18 protein-coding genes and 1 riboswitch are annotated in these 23,713 nt (G+C 63.3%); of the genes, 5 read left to right on the top strand and 13 right to left on the bottom strand.

Annotated features, from left to right (window positions below; translation table 11 throughout):
- Nucleotides 1-101 precede the first annotated feature (101 nt).
- From atzF to AMK05_RS25505, 8 genes are all read right to left on the bottom strand, one after another.
- Nucleotides 102-1,907: an allophanate hydrolase gene (gene atzF, locus AMK05_RS25540; RefSeq protein WP_064842217.1), complete on the bottom strand. Its 1,806-nt coding sequence runs from the start codon at nucleotides 1,905-1,907 to the stop codon at nucleotides 102-104.
- Between the two features lies 1 nt (nucleotide 1,908).
- The gene (gene uca / locus AMK05_RS25535) at nucleotides 1,909-5,448 is read right to left on the bottom strand and encodes an urea carboxylase (protein WP_064842215.1); all 3,540 of its coding nucleotides are present in this window, start codon (nucleotides 5,446-5,448) and stop codon (nucleotides 1,909-1,911) included.
- Nucleotides 5,449-5,451: 3 nt separating this feature from the next.
- Nucleotides 5,452-6,102, bottom strand: coding sequence for an urea amidolyase associated protein UAAP2 (locus AMK05_RS25530; protein ID WP_064842333.1), 651 nt, complete (start codon nucleotides 6,100-6,102; stop codon nucleotides 5,452-5,454).
- Between the two features lie 12 nt (nucleotides 6,103-6,114).
- On the bottom strand, nucleotides 6,115-6,936 hold the full coding sequence (locus AMK05_RS25525) for an urea amidolyase associated protein UAAP1 (RefSeq protein ID WP_064842213.1): 822 nt from the start codon (nucleotides 6,934-6,936) through the stop codon (nucleotides 6,115-6,117).
- Nucleotides 6,933-7,763, bottom strand: a complete 831-nt coding sequence (locus tag AMK05_RS25520) for an ABC transporter ATP-binding protein (protein WP_064842210.1) — start codon at nucleotides 7,761-7,763, stop codon at nucleotides 6,933-6,935. Before AMK05_RS25520 ends, AMK05_RS25525 begins: the two co-directional genes overlap by 4 nt.
- Nucleotides 7,760-8,578: an ABC transporter permease gene (locus AMK05_RS25515; protein ID WP_064842207.1), complete on the bottom strand. Its 819-nt coding sequence runs from the start codon at nucleotides 8,576-8,578 to the stop codon at nucleotides 7,760-7,762. Before AMK05_RS25515 ends, AMK05_RS25520 begins: the two co-directional genes overlap by 4 nt.
- Nucleotides 8,579-8,641: 63 nt before the next feature.
- Entirely contained in the window at nucleotides 8,642-9,715 is a 1,074-nt protein-coding gene (locus tag AMK05_RS25510) for a putative urea ABC transporter substrate-binding protein (protein WP_064842205.1), read from the bottom strand.
- 76 nt (nucleotides 9,716-9,791) lie between these two features.
- Nucleotides 9,792-9,900: riboswitch (guanidine-I (ykkC/yxkD leader) on the bottom strand.
- Nucleotides 9,901-10,095: 195 nt separating this feature from the next.
- Nucleotides 10,096-11,016 carry a helix-turn-helix domain-containing protein gene (locus AMK05_RS25505; RefSeq protein ID WP_064842202.1) on the bottom strand — a complete coding sequence of 307 codons (921 nt, stop codon included), beginning with the start codon at nucleotides 11,014-11,016 and terminating at the stop codon, nucleotides 10,096-10,098.
- An 86-nt stretch (nucleotides 11,017-11,102) separates the two neighbouring features.
- Between AMK05_RS25505 and AMK05_RS25500 the strand changes: the two genes are divergently transcribed.
- The 5 genes from AMK05_RS25500 to AMK05_RS25480 all read left to right on the top strand — a co-directional run bounded on the left by AMK05_RS25500 (nucleotide 11,103) and on the right by AMK05_RS25480 (nucleotide 17,287).
- Entirely contained in the window at nucleotides 11,103-12,377 is a 1,275-nt protein-coding gene (locus AMK05_RS25500; protein ID WP_012560129.1) for an extracellular solute-binding protein, read from the top strand.
- Between the two features lie 82 nt (nucleotides 12,378-12,459).
- A complete protein-coding gene (locus AMK05_RS25495) occupies nucleotides 12,460-13,320 on the top strand; it encodes a carbohydrate ABC transporter permease (RefSeq protein ID WP_064842199.1) in 861 nt (286 codons plus the stop codon).
- Nucleotides 13,317-14,153, top strand: coding sequence for a carbohydrate ABC transporter permease (locus AMK05_RS25490; protein WP_064842197.1), 837 nt, complete (start codon nucleotides 13,317-13,319; stop codon nucleotides 14,151-14,153). Before AMK05_RS25495 ends, AMK05_RS25490 begins: the two co-directional genes overlap by 4 nt.
- Nucleotides 14,154-14,165: 12 nt before the next feature.
- On the top strand, nucleotides 14,166-15,248 hold the full coding sequence (locus AMK05_RS25485) for an ABC transporter ATP-binding protein (RefSeq protein WP_064842195.1): 1,083 nt from the start codon (nucleotides 14,166-14,168) through the stop codon (nucleotides 15,246-15,248).
- 35 nt (nucleotides 15,249-15,283) lie between these two features.
- Nucleotides 15,284-17,287, top strand: a complete 2,004-nt coding sequence (locus AMK05_RS25480) for an aldo/keto reductase (RefSeq protein WP_064842192.1) — start codon at nucleotides 15,284-15,286, stop codon at nucleotides 17,285-17,287.
- A gap of 39 nt (nucleotides 17,288-17,326) precedes the next feature.
- Here AMK05_RS25480 and cydX read toward each other — a convergent pair whose 3' ends face one another.
- The 5 genes from cydX to cydD all read right to left on the bottom strand — a co-directional run bounded on the left by cydX (nucleotide 17,327) and on the right by cydD (nucleotide 23,709).
- On the bottom strand, nucleotides 17,327-17,449 hold the full coding sequence (gene cydX, locus AMK05_RS25475) for a cytochrome bd-I oxidase subunit CydX (protein ID WP_064842190.1): 123 nt from the start codon (nucleotides 17,447-17,449) through the stop codon (nucleotides 17,327-17,329).
- A gap of 13 nt (nucleotides 17,450-17,462) precedes the next feature.
- Nucleotides 17,463-18,617 (bottom strand): cytochrome d ubiquinol oxidase subunit II, encoded by a 1,155-nt coding sequence (gene cydB / locus AMK05_RS25470; RefSeq protein ID WP_064842188.1) that lies wholly within the window; start codon nucleotides 18,615-18,617, stop codon nucleotides 17,463-17,465.
- A gap of 6 nt (nucleotides 18,618-18,623) precedes the next feature.
- Nucleotides 18,624-20,204 carry a cytochrome ubiquinol oxidase subunit I gene (locus tag AMK05_RS25465; RefSeq protein WP_064842186.1) on the bottom strand — a complete coding sequence of 527 codons (1,581 nt, stop codon included), beginning with the start codon at nucleotides 20,202-20,204 and terminating at the stop codon, nucleotides 18,624-18,626.
- Nucleotides 20,205-20,281: 77 nt separating this feature from the next.
- On the bottom strand, nucleotides 20,282-21,973 hold the full coding sequence (locus AMK05_RS25460) for an amino acid ABC transporter ATP-binding/permease protein (RefSeq protein WP_064842183.1): 1,692 nt from the start codon (nucleotides 21,971-21,973) through the stop codon (nucleotides 20,282-20,284).
- Entirely contained in the window at nucleotides 21,970-23,709 is a 1,740-nt protein-coding gene (gene cydD, locus AMK05_RS25455) for a thiol reductant ABC exporter subunit CydD (RefSeq protein ID WP_064842181.1), read from the bottom strand. The genes AMK05_RS25460 and cydD overlap by 4 nt, the downstream gene beginning before the upstream one ends.
- Between the last annotated feature and the right edge of the window lie 4 nt (nucleotides 23,710-23,713).

The following is a 23,713-nucleotide window of genomic DNA, read 5'->3' as shown; positions in this document are numbered from 1 at the left end:
GCTGGCCGGGTCTGCCGATCGCCCTGGTTCGCGCGATCAGCCCCGTCAGGAGAAGCGCAACCAGCTGTTTGAACATCGTCGCCATTTTTCGCTCCTCACGCTCAGCTCGCCAATCTGGCGCTGATATAGCTCCGCCAGCCGCCGAGCGAGGTGATGTCTTCGGCGCCGTTCACCGCATGTGCCTCGCAGAGAAAACCGGAAACACTCGTGCCATCGTCAAGCGCCACCTTTCCGATGCCGAGCGGCGCCGGGATCTTTTGGACAAAGTGCCCGAAGGCATCGGCCGGCAGTGCCCAGACCTCAACCTCCAGTCCGGCGCCCTTGCGGCCAGGTTCCCGGATGAGGCCTGGTTTCGGCGGCACCGTGTCCGGCAGCACGAAGAGACGGTATTCGCCAGATGTGCTGCAGGTCTTGACCAGCCGGGCGCCGACGACGGTCAATTCATGATTGAGCGGCATGCCGGTCAGATGCGCGCCGACGACGACGATCTCGACGAAGCCGTCATCGACAGCCGCAACGCGGCTCGCCTCAGGGATCGCCGCCTGCCGGTCGATACCCATGCCGGCGGCGGCGGCGCGATGCAGCGCATCGGCAAGCGGCGCCAGCGCGTCATCGGTGAAAGCAGGCGCGATCACTGTCACACCGCCCGGCAGGCCACCCTTTCCGAAGCCGGCCGGAACGGCGATCGCCGCGCAATCGAGCAGGTTGACGAAATTGGTGTAGCGGCCGAGACGGCCGTTGAGCACGACGGGATCGGCCAGCATGTCGGCGACCGTGTAGGTGGTCGGCGCGGTCGGCAGCAGAAGCACATCAGCCTTTTCCCATTCGGCCTCGGTTTTTCGGCGCAGTTCTTCCAGCCGATATCGGCCATTGAAAGCGTCGACCGCTGATTTGCCCCTGGCCCCCTCGATAATCCCCCGCACCGTCGGGTCGAAATCGGCAGCATTCGTGGCGAGGAAGTCCTCGACCGCCGCCAGGCGTTCGGCGACCCACGGCCCGTCGTAAAGGAGGGCGGCGGCCTCGCGGAAAGGTGCGTAGTCGAAAGCAACGATGGTCGCGCCGAGCGCTCTGGCCCGCTCGATCGCCTGGTCGTAAAGCGCCTCCACCTCCTTGTCGCCGAAGAATTCCCGTTCCGCGCCGGTCAGGACGCCGATGCGCAACCCCGACACCGGCAACTTCGCCGGCTTGGCTCGACGCGAGAAAGGATCGGCGGCGTCAAACCCCTCGGCAACCTTGCGGATCGCAATGCCGTCGCCGACGGTCGACGCGAAGATCGTGATGCAGTCGACACTCCTGCAGGCCGGAATGGCGCCGGTATTCGAGAGCAGCCCCGGCGTCGGCTTGATGCCGACCAGGTTGTTGAGCGCCGCCGGCACGCGGCCGGAGCCTGCCGTATCCGTGCCGAGTGCGAAGGCGGCGAGGCCGGAGGCAACCGTAACCGCTGATCCCGAGCTCGAGCCGCCGGATATATAGGCCGCATCGAAGACCGAACGTGGCGCCCCATAAGGCGAGCGCGTGCCGTTGAGGCCGGTCGCGAACTGGTCGAGATTGGTTTTGCCGATCACGATGGCGCCGGCTGCCTTCAATCTGGCAACGACGGTGGAATCGACGTTCGGCCGATATTCATAGGCAGGGCAGGCGGCGGTCGTCGGCAGGCCGGCGGCATCGATGTTGTCCTTCACCGCGAACGGTACGCCCCAGAGCGGCAGGCTGTTTGCCTCAGGCGCGCGCGCCATCAGCGCTTTGGCGGCAGAGCGCAATTCGTCATCCGGCACCGGGGTGATAAAGATTGCCGGATCTTCCGAGGCGGCGCGGCGGGCAATCACCTCTTCGACGATGTCGAGCGGCGTCAGGCCGGATCGATAGGCTGAACGAAGGCTTGAGAGATCGAGAATGGTCGGCAGCATGTCAGCATTCCTCCAGGACGACGATGATATCGCCGGCTTTGACGTTTCTACCCGGCACGGCGCGCAGGTCGCGGACGCGGCCTGCCGCATGGGCGGTGACGTTGATTTCCATTTTCATCGATTCGATGATGGCAAGTGTGTCGCCGGCCGCAACCGGGGCGCCCGGCTCGACCAGCAATTTCCAGATATTGCCGGGCACGGCGCTGGCGACGCCGAAGCATCCGTCGGGAATATCTGCGTCCGGATTTTCGCTCGTGCCTTCACCTGCGACGAAGCTGTCGAGCCCGGCTTCCTTCCAGTGCTGGCGTTCGGCATCGAAGGCCGCCTGCTGCGTCGCCTTGAAGCGGCTGATGGATGCCGCACTCGCCTGCAGCTCCTTGTCGTAGGCGGCATAAGAGAACTCCGTCTCTTCGATCCTGACAGGATAGCCGCCATGCGGGAAGGCGGCGCGCGCCTCCGTCAGCTCTTGATTGCTGACCGGGAAGAAACGGATCTGGTCGAAGAAGTTCAGGAGCCAGGGCTTGCCCCTAGCGAAGGCCGGCGTTTCCCGCCATGTGTTCCAGACCTGGATGGTCCGGCCGAAGAGCTGATAGCCGCCCGGTCCTTCCATGCCGTAGATGCACATATAGGCGCCGCCGATGCCGACCGCGTTTTCCGGCGTCCAGGTGCGGGCGGGATTGTATTTGGTCGTGACGAGACGATGGCGCGGGTCGATCGGGGTCGCAACCGGAGCCCCGAGATAGACATCACCGAGTCCCAGGACGAAGTAGCTCGCATTGAAGACGATATCGCGGACGGCCTGTTCGTCGGGAAGACCGTTGATGCGGCGGATGAACTCGATGTTATCGGGGCACCAGGGCGCGTTTGGGCGGACGAGCTCCTGATATTTGCGCATCGCAAGCGCCGCATCCGGATCGTTCCACGACAGCGGCAGATGCACGATCCGGCTCGGCACCTTGACATCCTGTGCCGCCGGAAGCGTCGTCTCGATCTCGGCGAGCAGCCCGAGCAGGCGCCGGCGCGTCAGCTGCGTGCCGTCATAATGGATCTGCAGCGAGCGGATGCCTGGCGTGAGATCGACGATACCAGGCAAGCGGGCATCGACGACGGCCTGCATCAGCAGATGAACCCGCAGTCGCAGCGCAATATCGAGCGACATCGGCCCATATTCGACGAGCAGATTGTCGTCGCCCTGGCGGCGATAGGCGACCGAGACCGGGCCGTCATTGCTGACGCCGACGATCGGCGAACCCGTCTCTTCCGCAGTCCGCCACACCGCCGGGCCGGCGATCGGGTCTTGCGGCCGGGCCACCGCATGAAAACGGATCCGGTCGCCCGGCTTGAATTGCCCCATCTTCCATTGCTCGTCGCGGGCGATCACCGCCGGGCAGACGAAACCGCCAAGGCTCGGACCGTCAGGCCCGAGAATGATCGGCATATCGCCGGTGAAATCGATCGCGCCGATCGCATAGGCATTATCGTGCAGGTTGGACGGGTGAAGCCCCGCCTCGCCACCGTCACGGCGTGCCCAAAGCGGGGCGGGGCCGATGAGGCGCACACCGGTGCGGGCGCTGTTGAAATGCACTTCGTAAGCTGCGGAGAACAGCGTCTCGATATCACTGTTCTGAAAGAAATCCGGTGCGCCATGCGGACCGTAGACGACGCCGACTTCCCATTCTCGGGACAAGGCAGCCGGCTCCGCTGCAGGTTTGGCCGGTTCCACCGGCGCCTGCCGGGCGAAATGCAGCACATGCCCCGTCTTCAGCGTACCGGTGGCGTTGCCGCCGAATTGGCCAAGGCCGAAAGTCGCCCGTGAACCAAGCACGACAGGCGCGGCAAAACCGCCGGCAACGGCAACATAGGCGCGTTGCCCCGGTCCTTCAATCGTACCCACCGACAGAACCTGACCAGCCCGGATCAGGACCGGCTCGTCGTGGGGAAGCCTGACCCCATCGCACGTCATCGCCATCCGCGCCCCGGCAAGGGCGATCGTTTGGTCGGCATAAAATCGCAGCGTCGGACCGGAAACCGTCAGTTCCAGCGCGGCCGTCTCATCGGCATTGCCAACCAGCCGGTTGGCATGGCGGAAGGAGCGCTCGTCCATCGGCCCGCTTGGCGGCACGCCGACATGCCACAGGCCGAGCCGGCCCGGCAGTTCCTGAATGCTCGATTGCGCACCGGGTGCGATAACCTCGACGATATCGGGAATGAAGGCGAAGCCGCGTAGCGCCGTCGTCGCCACCTTACCGCCGGCAAGCAGTTCGGAAGCGGCAATCGCCCTGAGATAACCGAGATTGGTTTCGATGCCTGATATCGCTGTCGCGGCAAGCGCTGCCTTCAGCTTCTCGATCGCCGCCGGCCGGTCTTCCGCTGTCACGATCAGCTTGGCAAGCATCGGGTCGTAGAATGGTGTCACCTCGGTTCCCGTCTCGATCCAGCCGTCGACACGGGCATCGTTGGGAAAGACAACCTCGGTGAGCAGGCCGGCGCTCGGGCGGAAATCGGCATGCGGCATCTCGGCATAGATGCGCATTTCGATCGCCGCACCATTCGGCGTCAGGTCCCCAGCGCCCGAGAGCACGTCCTCGCCCGCCGCCTGCCGGATCATCCACTCGACGAGATCGATGCCGAAGACGGCTTCGGTGACGGGATGCTCGACCTGAAGTCGGGTGTTGACCTCGAGGAAATAGAATTCCTCGCGATGGGGATCATAGATGAATTCGACGGTGCCGGCCGATTCATAGGAGACCGAAGCTGCCAAATCGACCGCCGCCTTGTGCAGCCGCGCCCGTGTTTCCGCGGACAGGCCACAGGCAGGCGTTTCCTCGACGACCTTCTGGTTTCGCCTCTGCAGCGAGCAGTCGCGCTCTCCGAGCGCGATCACTGTGCCCTTGCCGTCGCCGAAGATCTGCACCTCGACATGGCGGGCTTCGGCAACGAAACGCTCGATATAGACACGCGCATCGCCGAAGCTGGCGCGCGCCGTTCGCTGTACGCTTTCGAAAGAGGCCTTGAGACCGGCCGCATCGGCGCAAAGCTGCATGCCGATGCCGCCGCCGCCCGCCGTGCTTTTCAGCATGACGGGATAACCGACGGTTTCGGCCGCCAAGAACGCCTCTTCGACACTTCGCAGCAGATCGGTGCCCGGCAGCAGCGGCACGCCGCTCGCTTTCGCCAATTCACGCGCCGTGTGCTTCAGACCGAAAGCCGACAGATGCTCCGGTCGCGGGCCGATGAAGGCTATGCCTTCCGCGGCGAGCCGCTCGGCAAAGCCGATATTTTCTGAGAGGAAGCCATAACCGGGATGCACAGCCTCGGCGCCCGTCGCCTTGCAGGCGGCGATGACCGCATCGACGTTGAGATAGCTTTCTCCAGCAGGCGCCGGGCCGAGGCGCACGGCTTCGTCGGCGAGCAGCGCCGGCGTCGAGAAGCGATCGGCATCGGAATAGACGGCAACCGAGGCGATGCCCATCCTCTTCAATGTCCGGATCACCCGGACGGCGATTTCGCCACGATTGGCGATGAGAATCTTAGCGAACATCGATCAGCCCTCGCCGTCCCAGATCAGCACGCGGATCGGTGTCGGATCGAAGCCGTTGCAGGGATTGTTGACCTGCGGGCAGTTGGAGATGACGCAGAGCACGTCCATTTCAGCCACCAGTTCGACATAGTCGCCGGGCGCGGAAATGCCGTCGACGATGGTCATCTCGCCATTAGGCTTGATCGGGACATTCATGAAGAAATTGATGTTCGGCACGATGTCGCGCTTGCTCATGCCGTGCCGGGTCACCTCGAGCACGAAATTGTCGCGGCAGGCATGCAGGTATTTCGTGCCATGGCCGAAGCGCACGGTGTTGCTTTCGCAGGAGCAGGCGCCGGCGGAGGTATCATGCCGGCCGCAGCTGTCGGCCGTCATGACAAGCATGACGTTGCCCTCATTCGAGACGATCTTCGTGCCGGCGCCGATATAGGCACCGCCCTGTGCCCGCATCGTGTCCTGATTGGAATAGCGCTCGGCAAAATCATCGGCGCGATAAAACAGCGTGTCGATCGCCTGCTGGCCGTAGCTGTCTTCGATGCGGATCGTCTGACCCTTGCGCACGATGCCGGACCACGGCGCTTCGGCCGGGACGAAATAATCCTGCACGGCGGTTTCGAGGCTGCGTGAAGCTGACGTCTTGATGAAATCGGTCATCGTCATTCCTCCTCAGGCCAGCATCGAGGCGTTGTTCTCGAAGCCGCGAACGGCTTCGGCAGTTGCCGTACGCGACAGGTCGTCGGCCGCGGGCGCGGCGGCACGAAAGCGCGTGACGATGACCGGCTTCGGCGCATAGACCGGATCGGGATCGAGCGGGTGCGGGCAATTGGAGAAGCCGACGATCATGTCCATTTCGGCGCGCAGTTCGGCATAATCGCCGCTGTTGGAAAGTCTGCCGCGCCAGTGGAAGCCACCGTCATCGTCGACGCGGACGGGGGCGAAGAGATTGAGGATCGCCGGGATGTCGCGCCTGGTGAGACCGAGCTTGCCGGCGACGAGCACGAGATTGTCGCGGGTGTTGCGGGTCTTGACGCCGGGATATTTTGCGGCGTTCGAGGCCGCCGTCGAGCCGCCCATCAGGCAGTCATGGGCACCGGAACTGTCTTCGATCAGCGAAAACATCACCCGGCCCATATCCGAGAAGATGACGCGTCCCTTGCCGAGGGCCGTCGTCCACTGCACCTTGACCGTATCGACGAGATTGAGCCTTTCGCTCGCATCAGCGGCGTTCCAGGCGACGAGCGCCACGGTCGATCCGCCGTCGCCCTGGTCGATACGGAGCGCTTCGCCGCGCTTCAGCGCGGTCAACCAGTACCAGCCGCCTGGGATGGTTTCCTGGTGGATGATCGCCGCGACATCGATGGCGGGGGCGGGGAGGGCGCTCGGCGCCGGCAGAGCCTTCGGCGCGAATTCCAGCCCCTTCTTCTGATGTTCCTCGTAACGCTGCCGGTTGGCTGATATTTCTTCGGGCGAACGCCTGACATGCATCATGATTTTTCTCCTGACGGACTGGAAGCCGGGTCGTCCCGGCGATGGCCCAGAGAAATGACCGGGCCGTCCCGGTCGGGGCTGAAGATGGACGGCGCGCCGGCAAGCCGGGGCGGCCAGATGGAAATGTCCTTGGTGATGGTCGCGCCGTAACGCTCCTTCTCCTCCGGACGGTCACGCCTGCGCTCGAAGGCGACGACGCGCGTCGCCAGCGTGAAGGCCTCACGCATATCGTGCGTCACCATGACGACGGTCATCTGCGTTTCGTGCCAGAGCCGCTTCATCAAGGTATGAATTTCGGCACGGATGCCGGGATCGAGCGCGCCGAAGGGCTCGTCGAGCAGCAGCACTTTCGGCTTCATGATCAGCGCCTGCGCCAGCGCCAGGCGTTGCTGCATGCCGCCGGACAGCTGTGCCGGGTATTTGTCCTCGGCGCCGGCAAGACCGACTTCGCCGATCAACCGCCGCGCCTCGTCGACGGCGCTGCGGCGGGCAGCGCCGAACAGTTTTGCCTTGTAGCGCGCAGCAGAAAATTCGCGGCCGAGCAGTACATTGCCGAGCACGGTCAGATGCGGGAAGACCGAGTAGCGTTGGAAAACGACGCCGCGATCCGGCCCTGGCTCGAGCGGCAGCGCTTCGCCATCCAGCCGAATGGCACCCCGCGTCGGTCGTTCCTGGCCAAGCAGCATGCGCAGGAAGGTCGTCTTGCCGCAGCCGGACGGACCGACAAGCGCGACGAAGGCGCGCGGGGCGACGGTCAGCGACACGTTCTCAAGCACGATCTGGTCGCCATATTCCTTCCAGACCCTTTCGATCACTAGCTCGCTCATGCCTGCTTCTCCACCTCAGACCAGGGGAAGAGAGCAATACGGATGCGATCGAGGATGTAATTCATGATCACGGCGAGCAGCGTGATCCAGACGACATAAGGAAAGATCACGTCCATGGAGAGGTAGCGGCGCACGAGGAAGATGCGGTAACCGAGGCCGGAATCCGACGAGATCGCCTCCGCCGCAATCAGGAACAGCCAGGCCGGGCCGAGCTGAAGCCGGAGACAGGTGATCAGTCGCGGCAGGATCTGCGGCAGTACGACGCGAAGGCCGATCTGCCAGGATGAGCCGCCGAGCGTTTCAGCCTTGACGATCTGTTCGCGCGGCAGCTCCAGCGCCTTCATCGCCAGGTCGCGGATCATTGTCGGCGCAACGCCGATGGCGATGAGCGCGATCTTGGAGGCTTCCCCAAGCCCCATGGCGATGAAGAGGATCGGCAGCAGCGCCAGCGGCGGCACCATCGAGATGACGGCGACGAAAGGAGAGAGCAGCGCCCTCAGATAAGGCAGCATGCCGATCAGCATGCCGATGACGAGGGCAGTGACGGTGGAGATGCCGAGACCGGCAAACAGCCGCACCAGGCTCGCCGCCGTATCAGACCAGAGCAGGTATTCGCCGGTGCGCGGATCGGCGACGAAGACCAGGCGATTGATCGCATCGGCAAAATCTGCGAAGCCCGGCAGCAATTTGTCGTTGGCGTTTTCCGCCAGTCGCGCCGCCGAGCCGAAAGCATAGGCGACGATCAGCAGCACGAAGGGCAGCAGCGTCAAGGCAAGCTGCGCACCCCCGCTCGGCCTCGTGTTGATCCAACGCATGAGAGAAGCTCCGCTGATGAAGGATGGCGGCGTGGACAAGCCACGCCGCTGCTCGAAGATTGCTCAGAGCGAAGCGTCGGCGGCCGCCTTCATGTAGGTCTCGGTAAAGCGCAGCTTGATGTTGCCGTTGTCGCCGAGAACCTTGCCATCCGGCATTTCGATGCCGATCACATCAGCGGACGGCGCGCCGCTGCCGAGCAGACCCTTTTCGAACAGGAAGGTGCGGACGAGATCCATCGTCTTCGGCAGGCTGCCCGACGCGGTAAAAGCAACCGCATCGGCCGGCTTGGCAAACAGCTTAGTGGCGGCAAGCTGGGATTCGAAGCCCTTGAGATCGGTGCCCGATGCCTGGCCCATCGCCTCGCGCGCAGCCTTGCCGTCGGCGCTGTCTGATGTCAGCAGCGCTGCCGTCTCATACCAGATGCCGGCAAGCGCCTTGCCGAAATTCGGGTTGTCCTTCAGCACGCCGGTGTTGGCGACCATCAGGTCGATGATTTCGCCCGGCACCTGCGAACTGTCGAACACTTTCTTGGCCGTGGGATCTTCGAGGATGGTCGAGACCAGCGGATTCCAGGTGACGACAGCCGTTACGTCAGCCGTCTTGTAGGCAGCGACCATGTCGGCATCGGAGGTGTTGACCACTTTGACGTCGCGCTCGGTCATCTTGGTGCTTTCGAGCGCCCGGGCCAGCAGATAGTGCGAGACGGAGAATTCGACGAGATTGACGTTCTGGCCCTTGATGTCGGCAAGGCTCGCCTTGTCTTTCAGGATGACCGCGTCATTGCCGTTCGAAAAGTCGCCGACGATCACGGCTGTGGTATCCACGCCGCCGGCGGCCGGGATCGACAGTCCGTCCATATTGGTGAGAGTCACGGCATCGAAGGCACCGGCCGTATACTGGTTCATCGATTCGACGTAGTCGTTGAACTGGGTGACCTCGATCTTGATGCCGTATTTGTCAGCCCATTTCTTGACGATGCCGTGATCGGCGGCATAGCCCCAAGGCATCCAACCGACATAGATCGACCAGGCAACCTTGAAATCGGTCTTCTGTTCGGCTTTTGCGATGGAGCCGAGGCCCAGCGCCAAGGATGCCGTCAGTGCGGTGATGGAAAGAAGTTTCGAAAAAGTCTGCATTGAAATTCCCCTTTTGCTTTTCATCAAAAAGGGATCGGCAAAGAACCATCGTGCCGCCAATCCCTTGGCTTACGAGGTCTCCCGGGTTTTTATCCCGCCGTGCACCCGGCAGGATGTCTCCCCTGCCGGTGGCAGCTCTCGGACCAGTCACGCCTTGCGACGCCGGAACCCTAGCCACCAACTCTGCAAATATCGAAGCAAGCGGCGTGCCAGGTTCCAAATCATTGATTTCACTGGAGGCATCATGGCGCCGCCCGTGGCGCCATCGCATTGCGCATGCACTTGCGCAAAAAATGTGCGCAGCCTGCCGTCACCATAGGCTGTTTTTTTGCTCGGAAGAAGGAGGAGCGCGCGCAGCGAACCTGAAACGTTGCGACGCTTCAGTTCCGGAAGGCGCCGGCGGGCACCGTCGTCACGAGCCGGATATCGCGGCGGAAGTCCGATGGCGACATGCCGGCGATGTGGCGGAAGGATTTGTTGAAGGCGCTGATCGAGCCGAAGCCGCTGTCCATTGCCACCGTCAGCACATTGGCGCCTTCGCTCATCAGCATCGCCTGGGCGCGCGACAGCCTGAGCAGCGTCACATATTTGCTGAGCGTCATGCCGGTCGATCGCTTGAACAGGTTCATCGCATATTTCGGATGCAGGTCGGCGGCACGGGCGATATCGACCGAATCGATGTCGTGCAGGAAATTGGCGGCGATGAAATCGCACATGCGCGCAACGCTGCGCGAGGAATTCGGATGCGGCTGATCGCCTTCCAGGCTGGCGACCGTCTTCGATGTCGTCATCGAATAGGGTTCGAGCGCGATGCGCTCGATGCGGAGCAGCAATTCGTCGACCGCGTGCTGGGCCTTGGCGGAATCGCCGGACTTGGAATAGCGGAACCAGCGGGCAAAATTCTCGTTGTCGGCGGCATCGGTCGCCGAGGTCAGCAGCGTCTCGCCCTTCATCAGCCGGCTGGAAATACTGATCGGCAGACGCAGCCGGAAAAAATAAATGAGCGGCAGATGGGCGCCGGCATAGAGCGAATCATCCGAGGATTCGTCCATCTGATGCGGCTGCCCCCCCCAGAAGAGGCACATTTCGCCGGCGTTCAGCCGAAATTCGTGGTCGCTCATTCGATAATGGACAGTGCCCCGCATGACGAAGTTGACCTCAACCTGCGCATGCCAGTGCGGCATGGCCATGACGAGCGGATGGTCATGAAACATCTGCAGCGCCGTCGGCGAACCCTCGATGCTGCTTGCGCCGGGCTGATAGATTGCACTCGTGCCGACCTTACTTTCCGCCAAATCCATATTCCCTTTTTAGGAGACAGCCGCTCCCTTGCAGTTAGTCTAACCGCGTTCGTGAAAGATCGGCAATTGAAAAGGGAGGATTTTCAATGCGCTTCAAACTTCTCGCTGCGACCGCAGCTGTCGCACTGCTTGCTTCCGGCTCCGCATTCGCTGAGTCGGCCAATCTCACTATCTGGAGCTGGAATGTCGCCGCATCGGCCTTGAAGTCCACGCTTCCGGGCTTCAACAAACAGTTTCCCGATATCAAGATCACTGTCGAGGACCTCGGCAACAGCCAGGTCTTCGACAAGACGCTGGCTGCCTGCGCCGCCGGCGGCGACGGCCTGCCTGACATCGTCAGCATCGAAAATTTCGAGGCTGAAATCTTCTGGAGCCGTTTCCCGGATTGCTTCGCCAATTTGAAGGAGCTCGGTTACACCCCCGAGATCCAAGCGAAATTCCCTGACTTCAAGCGCACCGAGCTCGAAGTCGGCGACGTCGCCTATGCCATGCCGTGGGATTCCGGTCCTGTCGCCGTCTTTTACCGCCGCGACATGTACGAAAAGGCCGGTGTCGATCCGAGCACCATCAGCACCTGGGACGATTTCATTGCTGCGGGCAAGAAGATTTCCGCCGCCAATCCCGGCGTCGTCATGGCCCAGGCCGACTTCAACGGCGACAGCGAATGGTTTCGCATGATCGCCAATGAACAGGGCTGCGGTTATTACTCGACCGACGGCCAGAATATCACCATCAACCAACCGGCCTGCGTCGCCTCGCTGCAGAAGGTGAAGGAAATGAAGGATGCCGGCACGCTGACGGCAGCCAACTGGGATGAAAAGATCCAGGCCAATACCGCCGGCAAGGCCGCGAGCCAGCTCTATGGCGGCTGGTATGAAGGCACCGTGCGCTCGACCTCTCCCGATCTCAAGGGCAAGTGGGGCGTCTACAGGATGCCGAGCCTGACGGCCGACGGCCCGCATGCGGCCAATCTCGGCGGTTCGTCGCTCGCCATTTCGGCAACCTCGGCAAACAAGGAAGCCGCCTGGAAATTCGTCAACTACGCCCTCGGCACCAATGAGGGCCAGATCACCATGCTGAAGGAATTCGGCCTGGTGCCGTCGCTGCTCTCGGCTGAGAAGGACCCCTTCATCAGCGAACCGCAGCCGTATTGGGGCGGCCAGAAGGTCTGGGCCGATATCCTGGCGACGCTGCCGAAGATCGTGCCGAGCCGCGGTACCGCTTTCCAGAGCGATGCCGAAGCCATCTTCAAGGCAACGCAGACCAAGTTCTTCGCCGGCGGTTATCCGGACGCGAAGGCAGCCCTCGATGACGCCGCCAAGCAGATCGCTTCGGCGACCGGGCTTCCAGTGGCGCAATGAATGACGATGCCGGGCGCTTCAGCGCCCGGCTTTCTCCCGGCTTGCAAGGCGGCCGGTCATTCGTTCGTGAGGAGGAGGCTTGATGCCGTTCAGAACCCGGAGCGCTTATGCGTTCCTTGCACCCTATCTGCTGGTCTTTGCCACCTTCTGGGTCTGGCCGATCATCAATTCGTTCCTGATTTCCTTTCAGAACACCCGCATCAACCCATGGAAATACAGTTTCCAGGCCAATTGGGGGCGGCTGTTCTACGACCCGGCCTTCTATAATGCGCTTTATAACACGCTGATTATCCTGGTGATCCAGGTGCCGGTCATGATTGGTCTTGCGACTGTCATGGCCGTGATGCTCAATTCGCCGCTCTTGAAAGCGCGCCCGCTCTTCCGCTTTGCTTTCTTCGCGCCCGTCGTCGTCGGCGAGGTCGCCTATGCAGCGGTATTCCGGCTGATGTTCAGCCTCGATTTTGGCATCATCAACAAGCTGATCTCCGCCGTCGGCTTCAGCCCGGTGTCCTGGTTCGACAATGCCAATGCCGCCATGGCGCTGATCATCCTCGCCGTCACATGGCGCTGGGCGGGCTATAACGCCATCATCATCCTTGCCGGCCTGCAGTCGATTCCGGACGATGTCTACGAGGCAGCGACGCTCGACCGGGTGAGCAAGGTACAGCAGTTCTTTCATATCACCTTGCCGCTTCTGAAACCGATCATCCTCTTTTGTGTGGTGCTCTCGGTGATCGGCACCATGCAGCTCTTCACCGAGCCCTTCCTGATTACCAATCGCGGTGGTCCGGGCGGTGGCACGGAGACCCTTGGCTTGTTGCTCTACCGCCAGGGCTTCACCTCGCTGAACTTCGGCTACGCCTCGGCGATCGCCTATACGATGGCGGCGCTTGCCGTGGTCATCTCGCTTCTCAATCTCTGGGTCGGGAGGGATCCGAAATGAAATCCAGGTCGCAATCCCTTCTCATGCGCCGGATCGCGTTGCACGCCGCACTGGCGCCGCTTGCAGTAATCTGGCTATTTCCGCTCTGGATGATGTTCGTCTTCTCCACAATGCCCGATAACGGCATCTTCAGCCCCGACATCGTGCTCTGGCCATCCACCAACTTCATCGAGAATTTCAAGAACCTGCAGGCAGACACCGATTTCGTCGGCGCCATGGTGATCTCCGTCGGCGTCGCGATTATCTATACTTTCCTGTCGGTGATGCTGACCTCGATGGCCGGTTGGGCGCTGGCGCGTTATCGTTTCGTCGGCCGCTCCATCGTCATCGCCATCATCATCGGCACGATCACGCTGCCTTTCTCCGTGGTCGTCATCCCGCAATTCATCATGGTTGCGCGCGAGTTCCGGCTTGCTAACACCTGGGTGGCACTCATCGTGCCGCCACTGTTCAACTCGCTCGGCGTGCTGTTCATGCGGCAATCCTTCTCGATGATGCCGGGCGAGCTTTTCGATGCGGCCCGCGTCGAGGGCGTCAAGGAATGGCAGATCTTTCTGCGCATCGCCTTGCCGTTGGCGCGCCCGACCATGGCGGCCTTGGCGATCATCCTCTTCCTCGCCTCGTGGAACAACTACCTCTGGCCGCTCCTCATCAATTCCAAACCGGGAATGATGACGGCGCCCGTGGCATTAGGAACGCTGATCGGCCTCACCAAGGTCTCCTGGGGCGGCATCATGGCTGGAGCGGTGCTGCTAACGGCGCCAATCCTCGTCATCTTCGTGGCTCTCCAGCGCCATTTCATCGCCGGCATCGCCGCCGGCGCAATCAAGTAAACGGGAGGCTGCATGGCAGAGCTTTCACTCAGCAATATCGTCAAGCGCTTCGGCGGCTTTGAGATCATCCATGGCGCCAATCTTGAGGTCAAGGACGGCGAATTCGTCGTCTTCGTCGGCCCCTCCGGCTGCGGCAAGTCCACGCTGCTGCGGATGATTGCCGGTCTCGAGGACATTACTTCAGGCGAGCTTCAGATTGGTGGCAGGGTCGTCAATGACGTCGAGCCCGCCGATCGCGGCATCGCCATGGTCTTCCAGTCCTATGCGCTCTATCCGCACCTGACCGTCGAGGAAAACTTGAGCTTCGGCCTGCGGATGAACGGCAATCCGAAGGCCGATACCGAGCGGCGCGTGAGCCATGTCGCCGAGATCCTGCAGATCACCGAGCTGATGAAGCGGCGGCCGAAGCAGCTTTCCGGTGGCCAGCGCCAGCGCGTTGCAATCGGTCGCGCCATCGTCCGCGAACCGGAGGTGTTCCTGTTCGACGAGCCCTTGTCAAACCTCGATGCCGAACTGCGCGTGCAAATGCGTGTCGAGATTTCCAGGCTGCACAAGAAACTCGGTACGACGATGATCTACGTCACCCACGACCAAACGGAGGCGATGACGCTCGCCGACAGGATCGTCGTGTTGCGCGCCGGCAATATCGAGCAGATCGGCGCCCCGCTCGATCTTTACGACGATCCCGCCAACCAGTTCGTCGCCGGGTTCGTCGGCTCACCGAAGATGAATTTCCTGAAGGCAGTGGTGGTCGAGGCCCAGCCGGGCAGGGCGGTGATCGCGCTGGAAAGCGATGCCAATATGCGCCTGCCGCTGCCCGTCGCCGCTCCGATCGAGACAGGTGCAAAGGTGACGCTCGGCATTCGTCCCGAACATTTCGTCGATGCCGGCATGGGTGACGCTGATCTTACCGTCGCCATCGACGTCGCCGAGCATCTCGGCAACACCAGCTACATCTATGCCGCCATCGGCAGCGAGCAGCTGATCATCGAGCGGCCGGAATCGCGCACCGCCGGCAATCGCGAGACGCTGACCGTCGGCCTTCCCGCACGCCACACATTCCTTTTCGACGGCGCCGGCAAACGGCTTCGCTAAACCCCTCCCAAGGCAGAAAGACGAAAGAGGCTTCCATGACTTCCGATCAACCGATCCGCTGGGGCATCATCGGCCCCGGCACCATCGCCCGCACCTTTGCAGACGGCGTCGCCCATTCGTGCACCGGCAAACTGGTGGCGATCGCCACCCGCAATCCTTCCAAGCCGGGACTGGCAGAAAACTTCCCCGGCGCCCGCATCGTCAACGGCTACGAGGCGCTGCTTTCGGACCCCGAGGTTGATGCGGTCTATATTTCCGTGCCCCATACCGGCCATGCCGAATGGGCGATCAAGGCCGCGCGCGCCGGCAAGCATATCCTTGTGGAAAAGCCGATCGCGCTTTCCGCCTATGATGCCGAAGCCGTTTATTACGAGGCCAAGAAGGCCGGCGTCTTTGCTGGCGAAGCCTTCATGTACCGCGTGCATCCGCAGACGGAGAAGCTGGTCGAGATCATCAAGAGCGGCGTCATCGGTACCATCCGCATCATTCGCTCGAGCTTCGGCTTCAATATGGGCAGCTACAGGCCGGAGCACCGGCTGTTCGCCAACGATACAGCCGGCGGCGGCATTCTCGATGTCGGCGGCTATCCGGTCTCGATGGCGCGGCTGATCGCGGGCGCGGCGGAAGGCAAAGCTTTCCTCGAACCGGAAAAGGTCTCCGGCGTCGCTCATCTCGGCGAAAGCGGCGTCGATGAATGGGCTTCGGCCGTGCTCAAATTCCCGAACGAGATCATCGCCGAAGTCTCCTGCTCGATCATGGCGCAGCAGGACAACGTGCTGCGCATCATCGGGTCCGAAGGCCGGATCGAAGTCGCCGACTTCTGGTTCGCCTCCGGCCATAAGGGCGGCATCGGCAAGATCGAGATCTTCAAGGGCGGCAAGCAGGAAACAGCCGAGATCAAGGAAGATCGCTGGCTCTATTCCTTCGAAGCCGATGCGGCGGGCGATGCCATCCGCGCCGGCAGAACCGAATTCAGCGCCCCCGGCATGAGCTGGGCGGATTCGATCGGAAACCTGCGCGTGCTCGACCAATGGCGCGCCTCGGTCGGCCTCGAATACGGCGTCGAGAAGGCGGCGAAGCGCACGGCCAACATTGCCGGCGGCGCGGTCACGCGCGGCAACAGCATTCCGCAGCGCCAGATCCCCGGCATTTCCAAGCCGGCCTCGGTGGTGACGCTCGGCTTCGAGTTCTTCCCGAACTTCGCCGCCGCCTCGCTGACGCTCGACGCCTTCTACGAGGCCGGCGGCAATGCCTTCGACACGGCCTATGTCTATGGCGCGGGCAAGACGGAGGCAATCTTCGGCGACTGGCACACGAGCCGCAAGGTGCCGCGCGAGGAGATCGTGCTGATCGGCAAGGGCGCGCATTCGCCGCTCTGCTATCCCGATATGATCGCAAAGCAGCTCGACCAGTCGCTCGCCCGGCTGAAGACCGATTATGTCGACATCTATTTCATGCATCGCGACAATACCGACGTACCGGTCGGCGAGTTCGTCGATGCCATGGATGCCGAGGTCAAGCGCGGTCGCATCCGTGGCATCTTCGGCGGCTCGAACTGGACACGCGCGCGTTTCGACGAGGCGATCGCCTATGCCGAAAAGACAGGCAAGGCGGCGCCGGCCGCGCTCTCCAACAACTTCTCGCTCGCCGAGATGCTCGATCCGATCTGGGCCGGTTGCGTCGCCGCCTCCGACGACGACTGGAAGAAATGGCTGAACGAGAAGCAGATCCCGAATTTTGCTTGGTCGAGCCAGGGCCGCGGCTTCTTCACCGACCGCGCCGGCCGCGACAAGCGGGATGACGAGGAGATCGTGCGGGTCTGGTATTCCGAGCGCAATTTCGGCCGCCGCGACCGCGCCATCGAACTGGCCAACAAGCTCGGCCGCAACCCGATCCACATCGCGCTCGCCTATGTGATCGCCCAGCCCTTCCCGGTCATCCCGCTGATTGGGCCGCGCACCGTTGCCGAGCTGGAGGACAGCCTGTCGGCGCTGGACATCCGGCTGACGGCCGATCAGGTGAAGTGGCTGGAAGGCTGATAGAAAGGGGGCGCGGGCTCGAACCGCGCCCCTCTTGATTTACTTCAGCCCTTCGGACGCCTTCTTTCGGGCTGCGTCGTCCATCAGCTCGTACCACATGGCGTTGAGAACAGCGAAGGCGGCGGCCAGCGGCAGGCCGAGGATCCATGCGAAATACCACATCGTTTCATCTCCCTCAGTAAGCGTGGCTGTTCTTGTCGGTGACGGATTTCTCGTCGACCTTGCCCCACAGAACCTTGTAGACCCAGGCGGTGTAGGCGAAGATGATCGGCAGGAAGATTGCCGACACCACCAGCATGATGAACAGCGTCATATGGCTGGAGGATGCATCCCAGACCGTCAGGCTCGATCGCGGATCGAGCGAGGAGGGCAGGATGAACGGGAACATCGAGAGACCGACCGTCGAGATGATGCCGAGGATCGCGACCGTGCTGAAGAGCAGTGTCATCACCTCGCGCCTTGCCCGCATCGCAATGAAAGCCAGTGCGGCGCCGGCAAAGCCGAGAACGGGTGCGGCGATCATCCAGGAATGGGCGGTGTAATTGGCCAGCCATACGCTCTTTTCGATCACCACCGTTTTCAGCAGGGGATTGGAAGGCCCGATCGGGCTGATATCGCTGGTGATGCGGTAGCCGCCGACACCGACCCACAGGAAGAGGCCGCCGAGGGCAAACAGCACGATGGTAACAAGGGCGGCGATGCTGCCATAGCTTCTGGCCCGCTCGGCAACCGGCCCGCCCGCCTTCAGCACCAGCCAGGCCGCACCGTGCATCGTCAGCATGGCGACGGAGAGCAGGCCGCAAAGCAGTGCAAAGGGATTGAGCAGGGCGAAGAACGAGCCTTCGTAGAAGATCCGCATATCGTCGGCAAAACGGAAGGGCACGCCCTGCAGCACGTTGCCGACGGCGACGCCGAAGATCAGCGACGGCACGAAGCCGCCGATGAAGAGCGCCCAGTCCCAGCCGTTGCGCCAGCGGGCGCTTTCCCGTTTCGACCGGTATTTGAAGCCGACCGGGCGCAGGATGAGCGCGAAAAGGATCGCGAACATCGCCAGATAGAAGCCCGAGAAGGAGACCGCATAGAGCGGCGGCCAGGCGGCGAAGATGGCGCCGCCGCCGAGGATCAGCCAGACCTGGTTGCCTTCCCAGGTGGCGCCGATGGTGTTGATCACCACGCGCCGTTCCGTATCGGTCCTGGCGACGAAGGGCAGAAGCGTGCCGACGCCGAGGTCAAAGCCGCCTGTCGTCGCAAAGGCGATCAGCAACACGCCGAGCAGCAGCCACCAGATGAGGCGCAGCGTTTCATAATCGATGAGTTCGTGAAGGATCATGATAGGTTACTCTGCGGCTGGGACGAGGGTTTCGGAAATCAGCACCGCTTCCGGCTCGTCATCCGGTTCCGGGCCTTGGGCGATCGCCTTGATCATCAGGTTCATCTCGATGACGATCAGCACCGTGTAGAGCGCGGCAAAACCGATGATCGTCAAAAGCACGGTACTCGCGCCGAGACTGGAGACGGCAGCCGCCGTCGGCAGCACGCCTTCGATCACCCAGGGCTGGCGGCCGAACTCGGCGACGACCCAGCCGAGCTCGATCGCGACAAAGGGCAGGGGGATCGCCAGCACCGCAATCCTCAGCAACAGCGGGTACTTGTCGAGATGGCGCCGGGCCGACAGCCAGAAGAAGGTTGATGTCAGCAGGATGAAGAAGATGCCGAGGCCGACCATGATGCGGAAGGACCAGAAGAGTGTCGGCACATGCGGGATCGTATCGCGCGCGGCCTGCACGATCTGCGCATCAGTCGCCTGGCGCGGATCGTCGACATACCGCTTCAGAAGAAGGGCGTAGCCGAGATCATGGCCGAGATCCTCGAAGGAGCTGCGCACCTCCTGCGCCACCTGATCCTGCGCCGGGACCGCGCGGATCTGCATCAGCGCGTCGTAAGCCTTGATGCCGTCACGGATGCGGACCTCGGCCTGCTGTTCGAGCTTGTCGATGCCGGGAATCTCTGTTGTCAGCGAGCGTGTGCCGATCAGGCCCATGACCCAGGGAATGTGGACGGCGAAATGCGTCTCGCGCGCCTCCTGATCCGGGAAGCCGAAAGCGGTGAAGGCGGCCGGCGCCGGCTCGGTCTTCCACATGCCTTCGATCGCGGCGAGCTTCATCTTCTGGTTTTCGGTCGCGAGATAACCGCTCTCATCGCCGAGCACGACCACCGAGAGTGCCGAGGCGAGGCCGAAGGAGGCGGCGACCGTCATCGAGCGCTTGGCAAGCTCGATATGCCGGCCCTTCAGCAGATACCAGGCCGAGACGCCGAGCACGAAGATCGAGGCGCAGACATAACCGGCCGACACCGTATGGACGAATTTCGCCTGGGCGACCGGGTTGAAGACGACGTCGTAGAAGCTTGTGATCTCCATGCGCATCGTCTGCGGATTGAGCGCCGATCCCACCGGGTTCTGCATCCAGCCATTGGCGATGAGGATCCAGAGCGCGGAAAAATTCGAGCCGAGCGCCACCGCCCAGGTGGCGACGAGATGGCCGACCTTCGACAGCTTGTCCCAGCCGAAGAAGAACAGACCGACGAAGGTCGCTTCGAGGAAAAAGGCCATCAGGCCTTCGATCGCCAGCGGCGCGCCGAAAATGTCGCCGACGTAATAGCTGTAATAGCTCCAGTTCATGCCGAACTGGAATTCCATGACGATGCCGGTGGCGACGCCGATGACGAAATTGATGCCGAACAGCGTCCCCCAGAATTTCGTCATCTGCCGCCAGATCTGGCGGCCGGTCATGACGTAGACGGTTTCCATGATCGCCAGGAGCACGGACAGGCCGAGCGTCAGCGGCACGAACAGGAAGTGGTAAAGCGCCGTCAGCGCGAATTGAAAGCGCGATAGCGCAACGATATCTAGTTCCATTGTCTTTCTCCCACGGTCCCACGGGGTACGGAGCATTCCCAAGCGCCGGGTGGCGGTTGAGGGCATGCGGCTTTCGCTCAATCCGGCCGAAGCCGGTCGAGTGCCTTTTCGAACGCCGCCTCTCCGCGGCGCGAAACTTCTGTGATACGGCCGCCTTCGATGACGGCGATGTGGTCTGCGATGGCAGCCTCGCGGCGGATATGGGTGGCGATGACCAATGCGCGGCCGTCTGCCATTGCCGACAGGCGGCCGAGCACGTCGCGGGCGGTGGCGCCGTCGAGGCCCTCCGTCGGCTCGTCGAGCAGCCAGAGCGACGTGTCGCACAGGAAGAGCCGGGCAAGCGCCAGCCGCCGCGACTGACCGCCGGAAAGGCCGAGACCGCCTTCGCCGAGCGGCGTATCGATCCCTCGCGGCATGGCCTCGACATCGGCAAGCAGACCGGTGGCAGCCAGCGCTTCGCGAAGACGAGCTATGCTGGCATCCGGCTCGGCAAGGGTGAGATTGCCGCACAGGCTGTCCTCGAAGAGTTCCGTCCGCTGGGTCAGCAAGGTCGCCCTTGTTGCCGCAACACGCCCCGCGCTCGCCGGCAGTTCGCCGGAAAGCAGGGCAAGCAGGCTCGACTTGCCGGCGCCGCTGCCGCCGACCACGGCCAGCCGCTGGCCTGACCGGAGCGTCAGGTCGATGCCTTGGAGTGCCGGCACGGCGGAATTTTCATGGAAGGCGGATACATCCTTCAGCGAAAAAGCATATCCCGGCAGCGCCGCCGCCAAGGGTTCGGATGCCCGCGCGACGGCAAGCCGCGGCGCGACCCGCTTTGCCGCAAGCAGCGTCCGCCCCAGTTCCAGTGCGCCGCGGCGCAGTGCCGCGAAGGGTTCGGTCGCCGCGAAGGCGACCAGCAGGCCGAGGGCTGCGACGGGAGCGGTAATCGCCTTCGTCTCCGCAAGAGCGGCGACGGCAAGCAGCGATGCCGTCAACAGCAGGGTGGAGACCAGGCCGAAGCCGAAGGTCAGGCCGGTCTCGACGCGGTTCAACCGATCGTCGGCGCCGCCGGTGTAATGGTCTGCCACAGCGATGGCCTGCCTTTGCGCCGCAAGCCGGCCGGCCATCAGCAGGTCGGTCTGGCCGGCGACGAGATCGATCGTCCGCGACCGCAGCGCCTCGATGCCATGGGCGCGCCGGCGGGCATATTTGCGCGCCGCCCGGGCGGCGATCAAGGGCAGGCCGAGACCGGCACCAATGAGAAAGAGACCGGAGAACAGGCCGAACAGGGGATGGATGAGCCCCAGCACGAGGCTTGCCGCAAAGGTGGCGCCGATCGCTACCGCGGCCGGCACGAGGATCCGGAGATAGAGGGAGTCGAGCGCATCGATGTCGGCCGTCAGCCGGAAGAGCAGCCGTGCCGGACGATGCAGGAGCATGCGCGCCGCGCCCGGTTCGGCGAAGCCGCGAAACAGTCTTTCGCGAAGAGCCGCGAGAACGCCGAGCGTCGCATCATGGGTCGCAAGCCTTTCCCCGTAGCGTGCCACTGTCCGGACGATGGCAAGCAGACGGATGCCCGCCGAAGGCGCAAAGACGTCGAAGGTGATGGCAACGGAGGCCGATAGGCCGGCAAGCGCGGTGGCGGTGATGAACCAGCCGGACAGGCCGAGCAGGGCGATGCCCGCCGTAACTGTGGCCGCCGAAAGTGCGGCGCCGAGCAGCAGCGCGCGCCGGCGCTCCGCAAAAAACAGACGCAGGATCGGCTTGAGGTCTGCAGCGAACGTGCTCATTCGGCGGCCTCCCGGATCATGATATCGGCGTCGATGCGGATGCTGCGATGCATGCGCGCGGCCAGAAGCGGATCGTGGGTGGCAACGATCAACGTGCGCGCCCTCGCAAGCGAAAGCAGGCTCTCGGTCACTTCGGCGGCAGTGGCGGCATCGAGATGCGCGGTCGGCTCGTCGGCGAGGATGATCCTCAGACGCGGATTGCAGGCCGCCCGCGCGATTGCCAGCCGCAACGCCTCGCCGCCGGAAAGCCCGATACCGCCTTCGCCGAGGGACCGGCCGCCATAGGCCTCAGCCACCTTTCCCAGTCTCGCGGCATCCAGAGCGTCGGCCACATCGCCGCGCAGCACGCCGGGTCTGCCGAGCGCGGTATTCCCCGTTATGGTGCCGACAAAAATATGCGGCTTCTGACCGATCCACGCCATGCCGTCCCGCAGGCTGACGGCAGTCTCATCCGCGAGCTCGACGCCGCCAATGACGATACGGCCGCCGGTAGAGGGCGCCAGCCCCGCCATCAGCGACAGAAGCGTCGATTTGCCGGAACCGCTGACGCCAAGAAGCGCCAGATGTTCCCCGGCAGCGATATCGAGGTTGAAACCGTCGTGGATCAACGGTTCGTCGGCGCCGTAGCGGAAGGCGAGATTTTCAAGGCGGATGGCCGGCGCTTCGGCGGCGGCAAGGACCGCTGGCGCGATTTCGGCCGTTCCTCGAATGGACAGGCCGCCGCCTCCAGCCAGAGCATCCAGCGCTTTCATCGCCGCTTCGCCGGCCGCGCGATCGTGCCAGACGGCCGATAGCTCGCGCAATGGCTCGAAGAAGGCCGGCGCCAGCAGCAGGATGAACAGCCCCTCGGTCAGGTCGAGCCGGCCTGCCCAGGTGCCGAAGCGGATCTCGCCGAGCAGGCTGAAACCGACATAGACGGCGATCATCGCCACGCCGAGCGCGGCGAAAAGTTCGAGCACGGCCGAGGAGAGAAAGGCGATCTTCAGCACCGCCATGGTGCGCGCACGCAGCGATTCGGCCTCGCGTCGAAGCCTGAGCGCGGTGGCCTCCACCGCGTCGAGCGCGCGGATCGTCGCCAGTCCGCGCAGCCGATCGAGCAGGAAGCCGTTGAGGCCGCCGGTGGCAACAAGCTGTTTTTCGCTGGCCGCCTGGGCGCGCCAGCCGATCAACGCCATGAAGATCGGGATCAGCGGCGCGGCAAACAGCAGCACCAGCGCGGCGACCCACGAAACCGGAAGGATGACGGCAAGAATGATCAGCGGCACAAGGCTCGCCTTCACCCGCGCCGGCTGGAAGCGGGCGAGATAGGGCACGATGAGTTCGGCCTGCTCGCCGATGACGCTCGCGGCTTTGCCGGAGGCCGGCCGGCCACGATCGATCGGCGACGACAGGGAAAGGGCGGCCGCCGCGACCTGCCGCCTGCGGCTGAGTTCGGCGCGCGCGGCACGAAAGGCGAGGCGGCCGCCGGCCGCGTCGAGACCGCTTCTTGCCAATCCGAGGGCGAGGATACCGAGAGCTGGCCAAAGAACGTCGTGCAATCCACCGCCATCGGCAATGCGGCCGACTGAGAGGGCGAGCAAACCGGCCTGCGGGATCCAGATGGCGGCGGCCAGCGACTGCAGCATCGCCGCCCTGCGCAGCCCGGCATTCGCCGCGTCACCGCGGGGCAAAACGGCATCGCCATCCGGCGGTCGCGTCTCTGGTCTGTCTGTCGCGTCGAAGAAAGCAGTGCCCATGGCG

It is taken from the genome of Rhizobium sp. N324 (assembly GCF_001664485.1).
Lineage (GTDB): Bacteria > Pseudomonadota > Alphaproteobacteria > Rhizobiales > Rhizobiaceae > Rhizobium.
The sequence above is the reverse complement of the archived record's forward strand: the minus strand, read 5'-3'. Positions and strand labels throughout refer to the sequence as shown.

Coding starts and splice junctions, on each gene's coding strand:
- atzF (WP_064842217.1), bottom strand. CDS start 1,907: ATGCTGCCGACCATTCTCGATCTCTCAAGCCTTCGTTCAGCCTATCGA.
- uca (WP_064842215.1), bottom strand. CDS start 5,448: ATGTTCGCTAAGATTCTCATCGCCAATCGTGGCGAAATCGCCGTCCGG.
- AMK05_RS25530 (WP_064842333.1), bottom strand. CDS start 6,102: ATGACCGATTTCATCAAGACGTCAGCTTCACGCAGCCTCGAAACCGCC.
- AMK05_RS25525 (WP_064842213.1), bottom strand. CDS start 6,936: ATGATGCATGTCAGGCGTTCGCCCGAAGAAATATCAGCCAACCGGCAG.
- AMK05_RS25520 (WP_064842210.1), bottom strand. CDS start 7,763: ATGAGCGAGCTAGTGATCGAAAGGGTCTGGAAGGAATATGGCGACCAG.
- AMK05_RS25515 (WP_064842207.1), bottom strand. CDS start 8,578: ATGCGTTGGATCAACACGAGGCCGAGCGGGGGTGCGCAGCTTGCCTTG.
- AMK05_RS25510 (WP_064842205.1), bottom strand. CDS start 9,715: ATGCAGACTTTTTCGAAACTTCTTTCCATCACCGCACTGACGGCATCC.
- AMK05_RS25505 (WP_064842202.1), bottom strand. CDS start 11,016: ATGGATTTGGCGGAAAGTAAGGTCGGCACGAGTGCAATCTATCAGCCC.
- AMK05_RS25500 (WP_012560129.1), top strand. CDS start 11,103: ATGCGCTTCAAACTTCTCGCTGCGACCGCAGCTGTCGCACTGCTTGCT.
- AMK05_RS25495 (WP_064842199.1), top strand. CDS start 12,460: ATGCCGTTCAGAACCCGGAGCGCTTATGCGTTCCTTGCACCCTATCTG.
- AMK05_RS25490 (WP_064842197.1), top strand. CDS start 13,317: ATGAAATCCAGGTCGCAATCCCTTCTCATGCGCCGGATCGCGTTGCAC.
- AMK05_RS25485 (WP_064842195.1), top strand. CDS start 14,166: ATGGCAGAGCTTTCACTCAGCAATATCGTCAAGCGCTTCGGCGGCTTT.
- AMK05_RS25480 (WP_064842192.1), top strand. CDS start 15,284: ATGACTTCCGATCAACCGATCCGCTGGGGCATCATCGGCCCCGGCACC.
- cydX (WP_064842190.1), bottom strand. CDS start 17,449: ATGTGGTATTTCGCATGGATCCTCGGCCTGCCGCTGGCCGCCGCCTTC.
- cydB (WP_064842188.1), bottom strand. CDS start 18,617: ATGATCCTTCACGAACTCATCGATTATGAAACGCTGCGCCTCATCTGG.
- AMK05_RS25465 (WP_064842186.1), bottom strand. CDS start 20,204: ATGGAACTAGATATCGTTGCGCTATCGCGCTTTCAATTCGCGCTGACG.
- AMK05_RS25460 (WP_064842183.1), bottom strand. CDS start 21,973: ATGAGCACGTTCGCTGCAGACCTCAAGCCGATCCTGCGTCTGTTTTTT.
- cydD (WP_064842181.1), bottom strand. CDS start 23,709: ATGGGCACTGCTTTCTTCGACGCGACAGACAGACCAGAGACGCGACCG.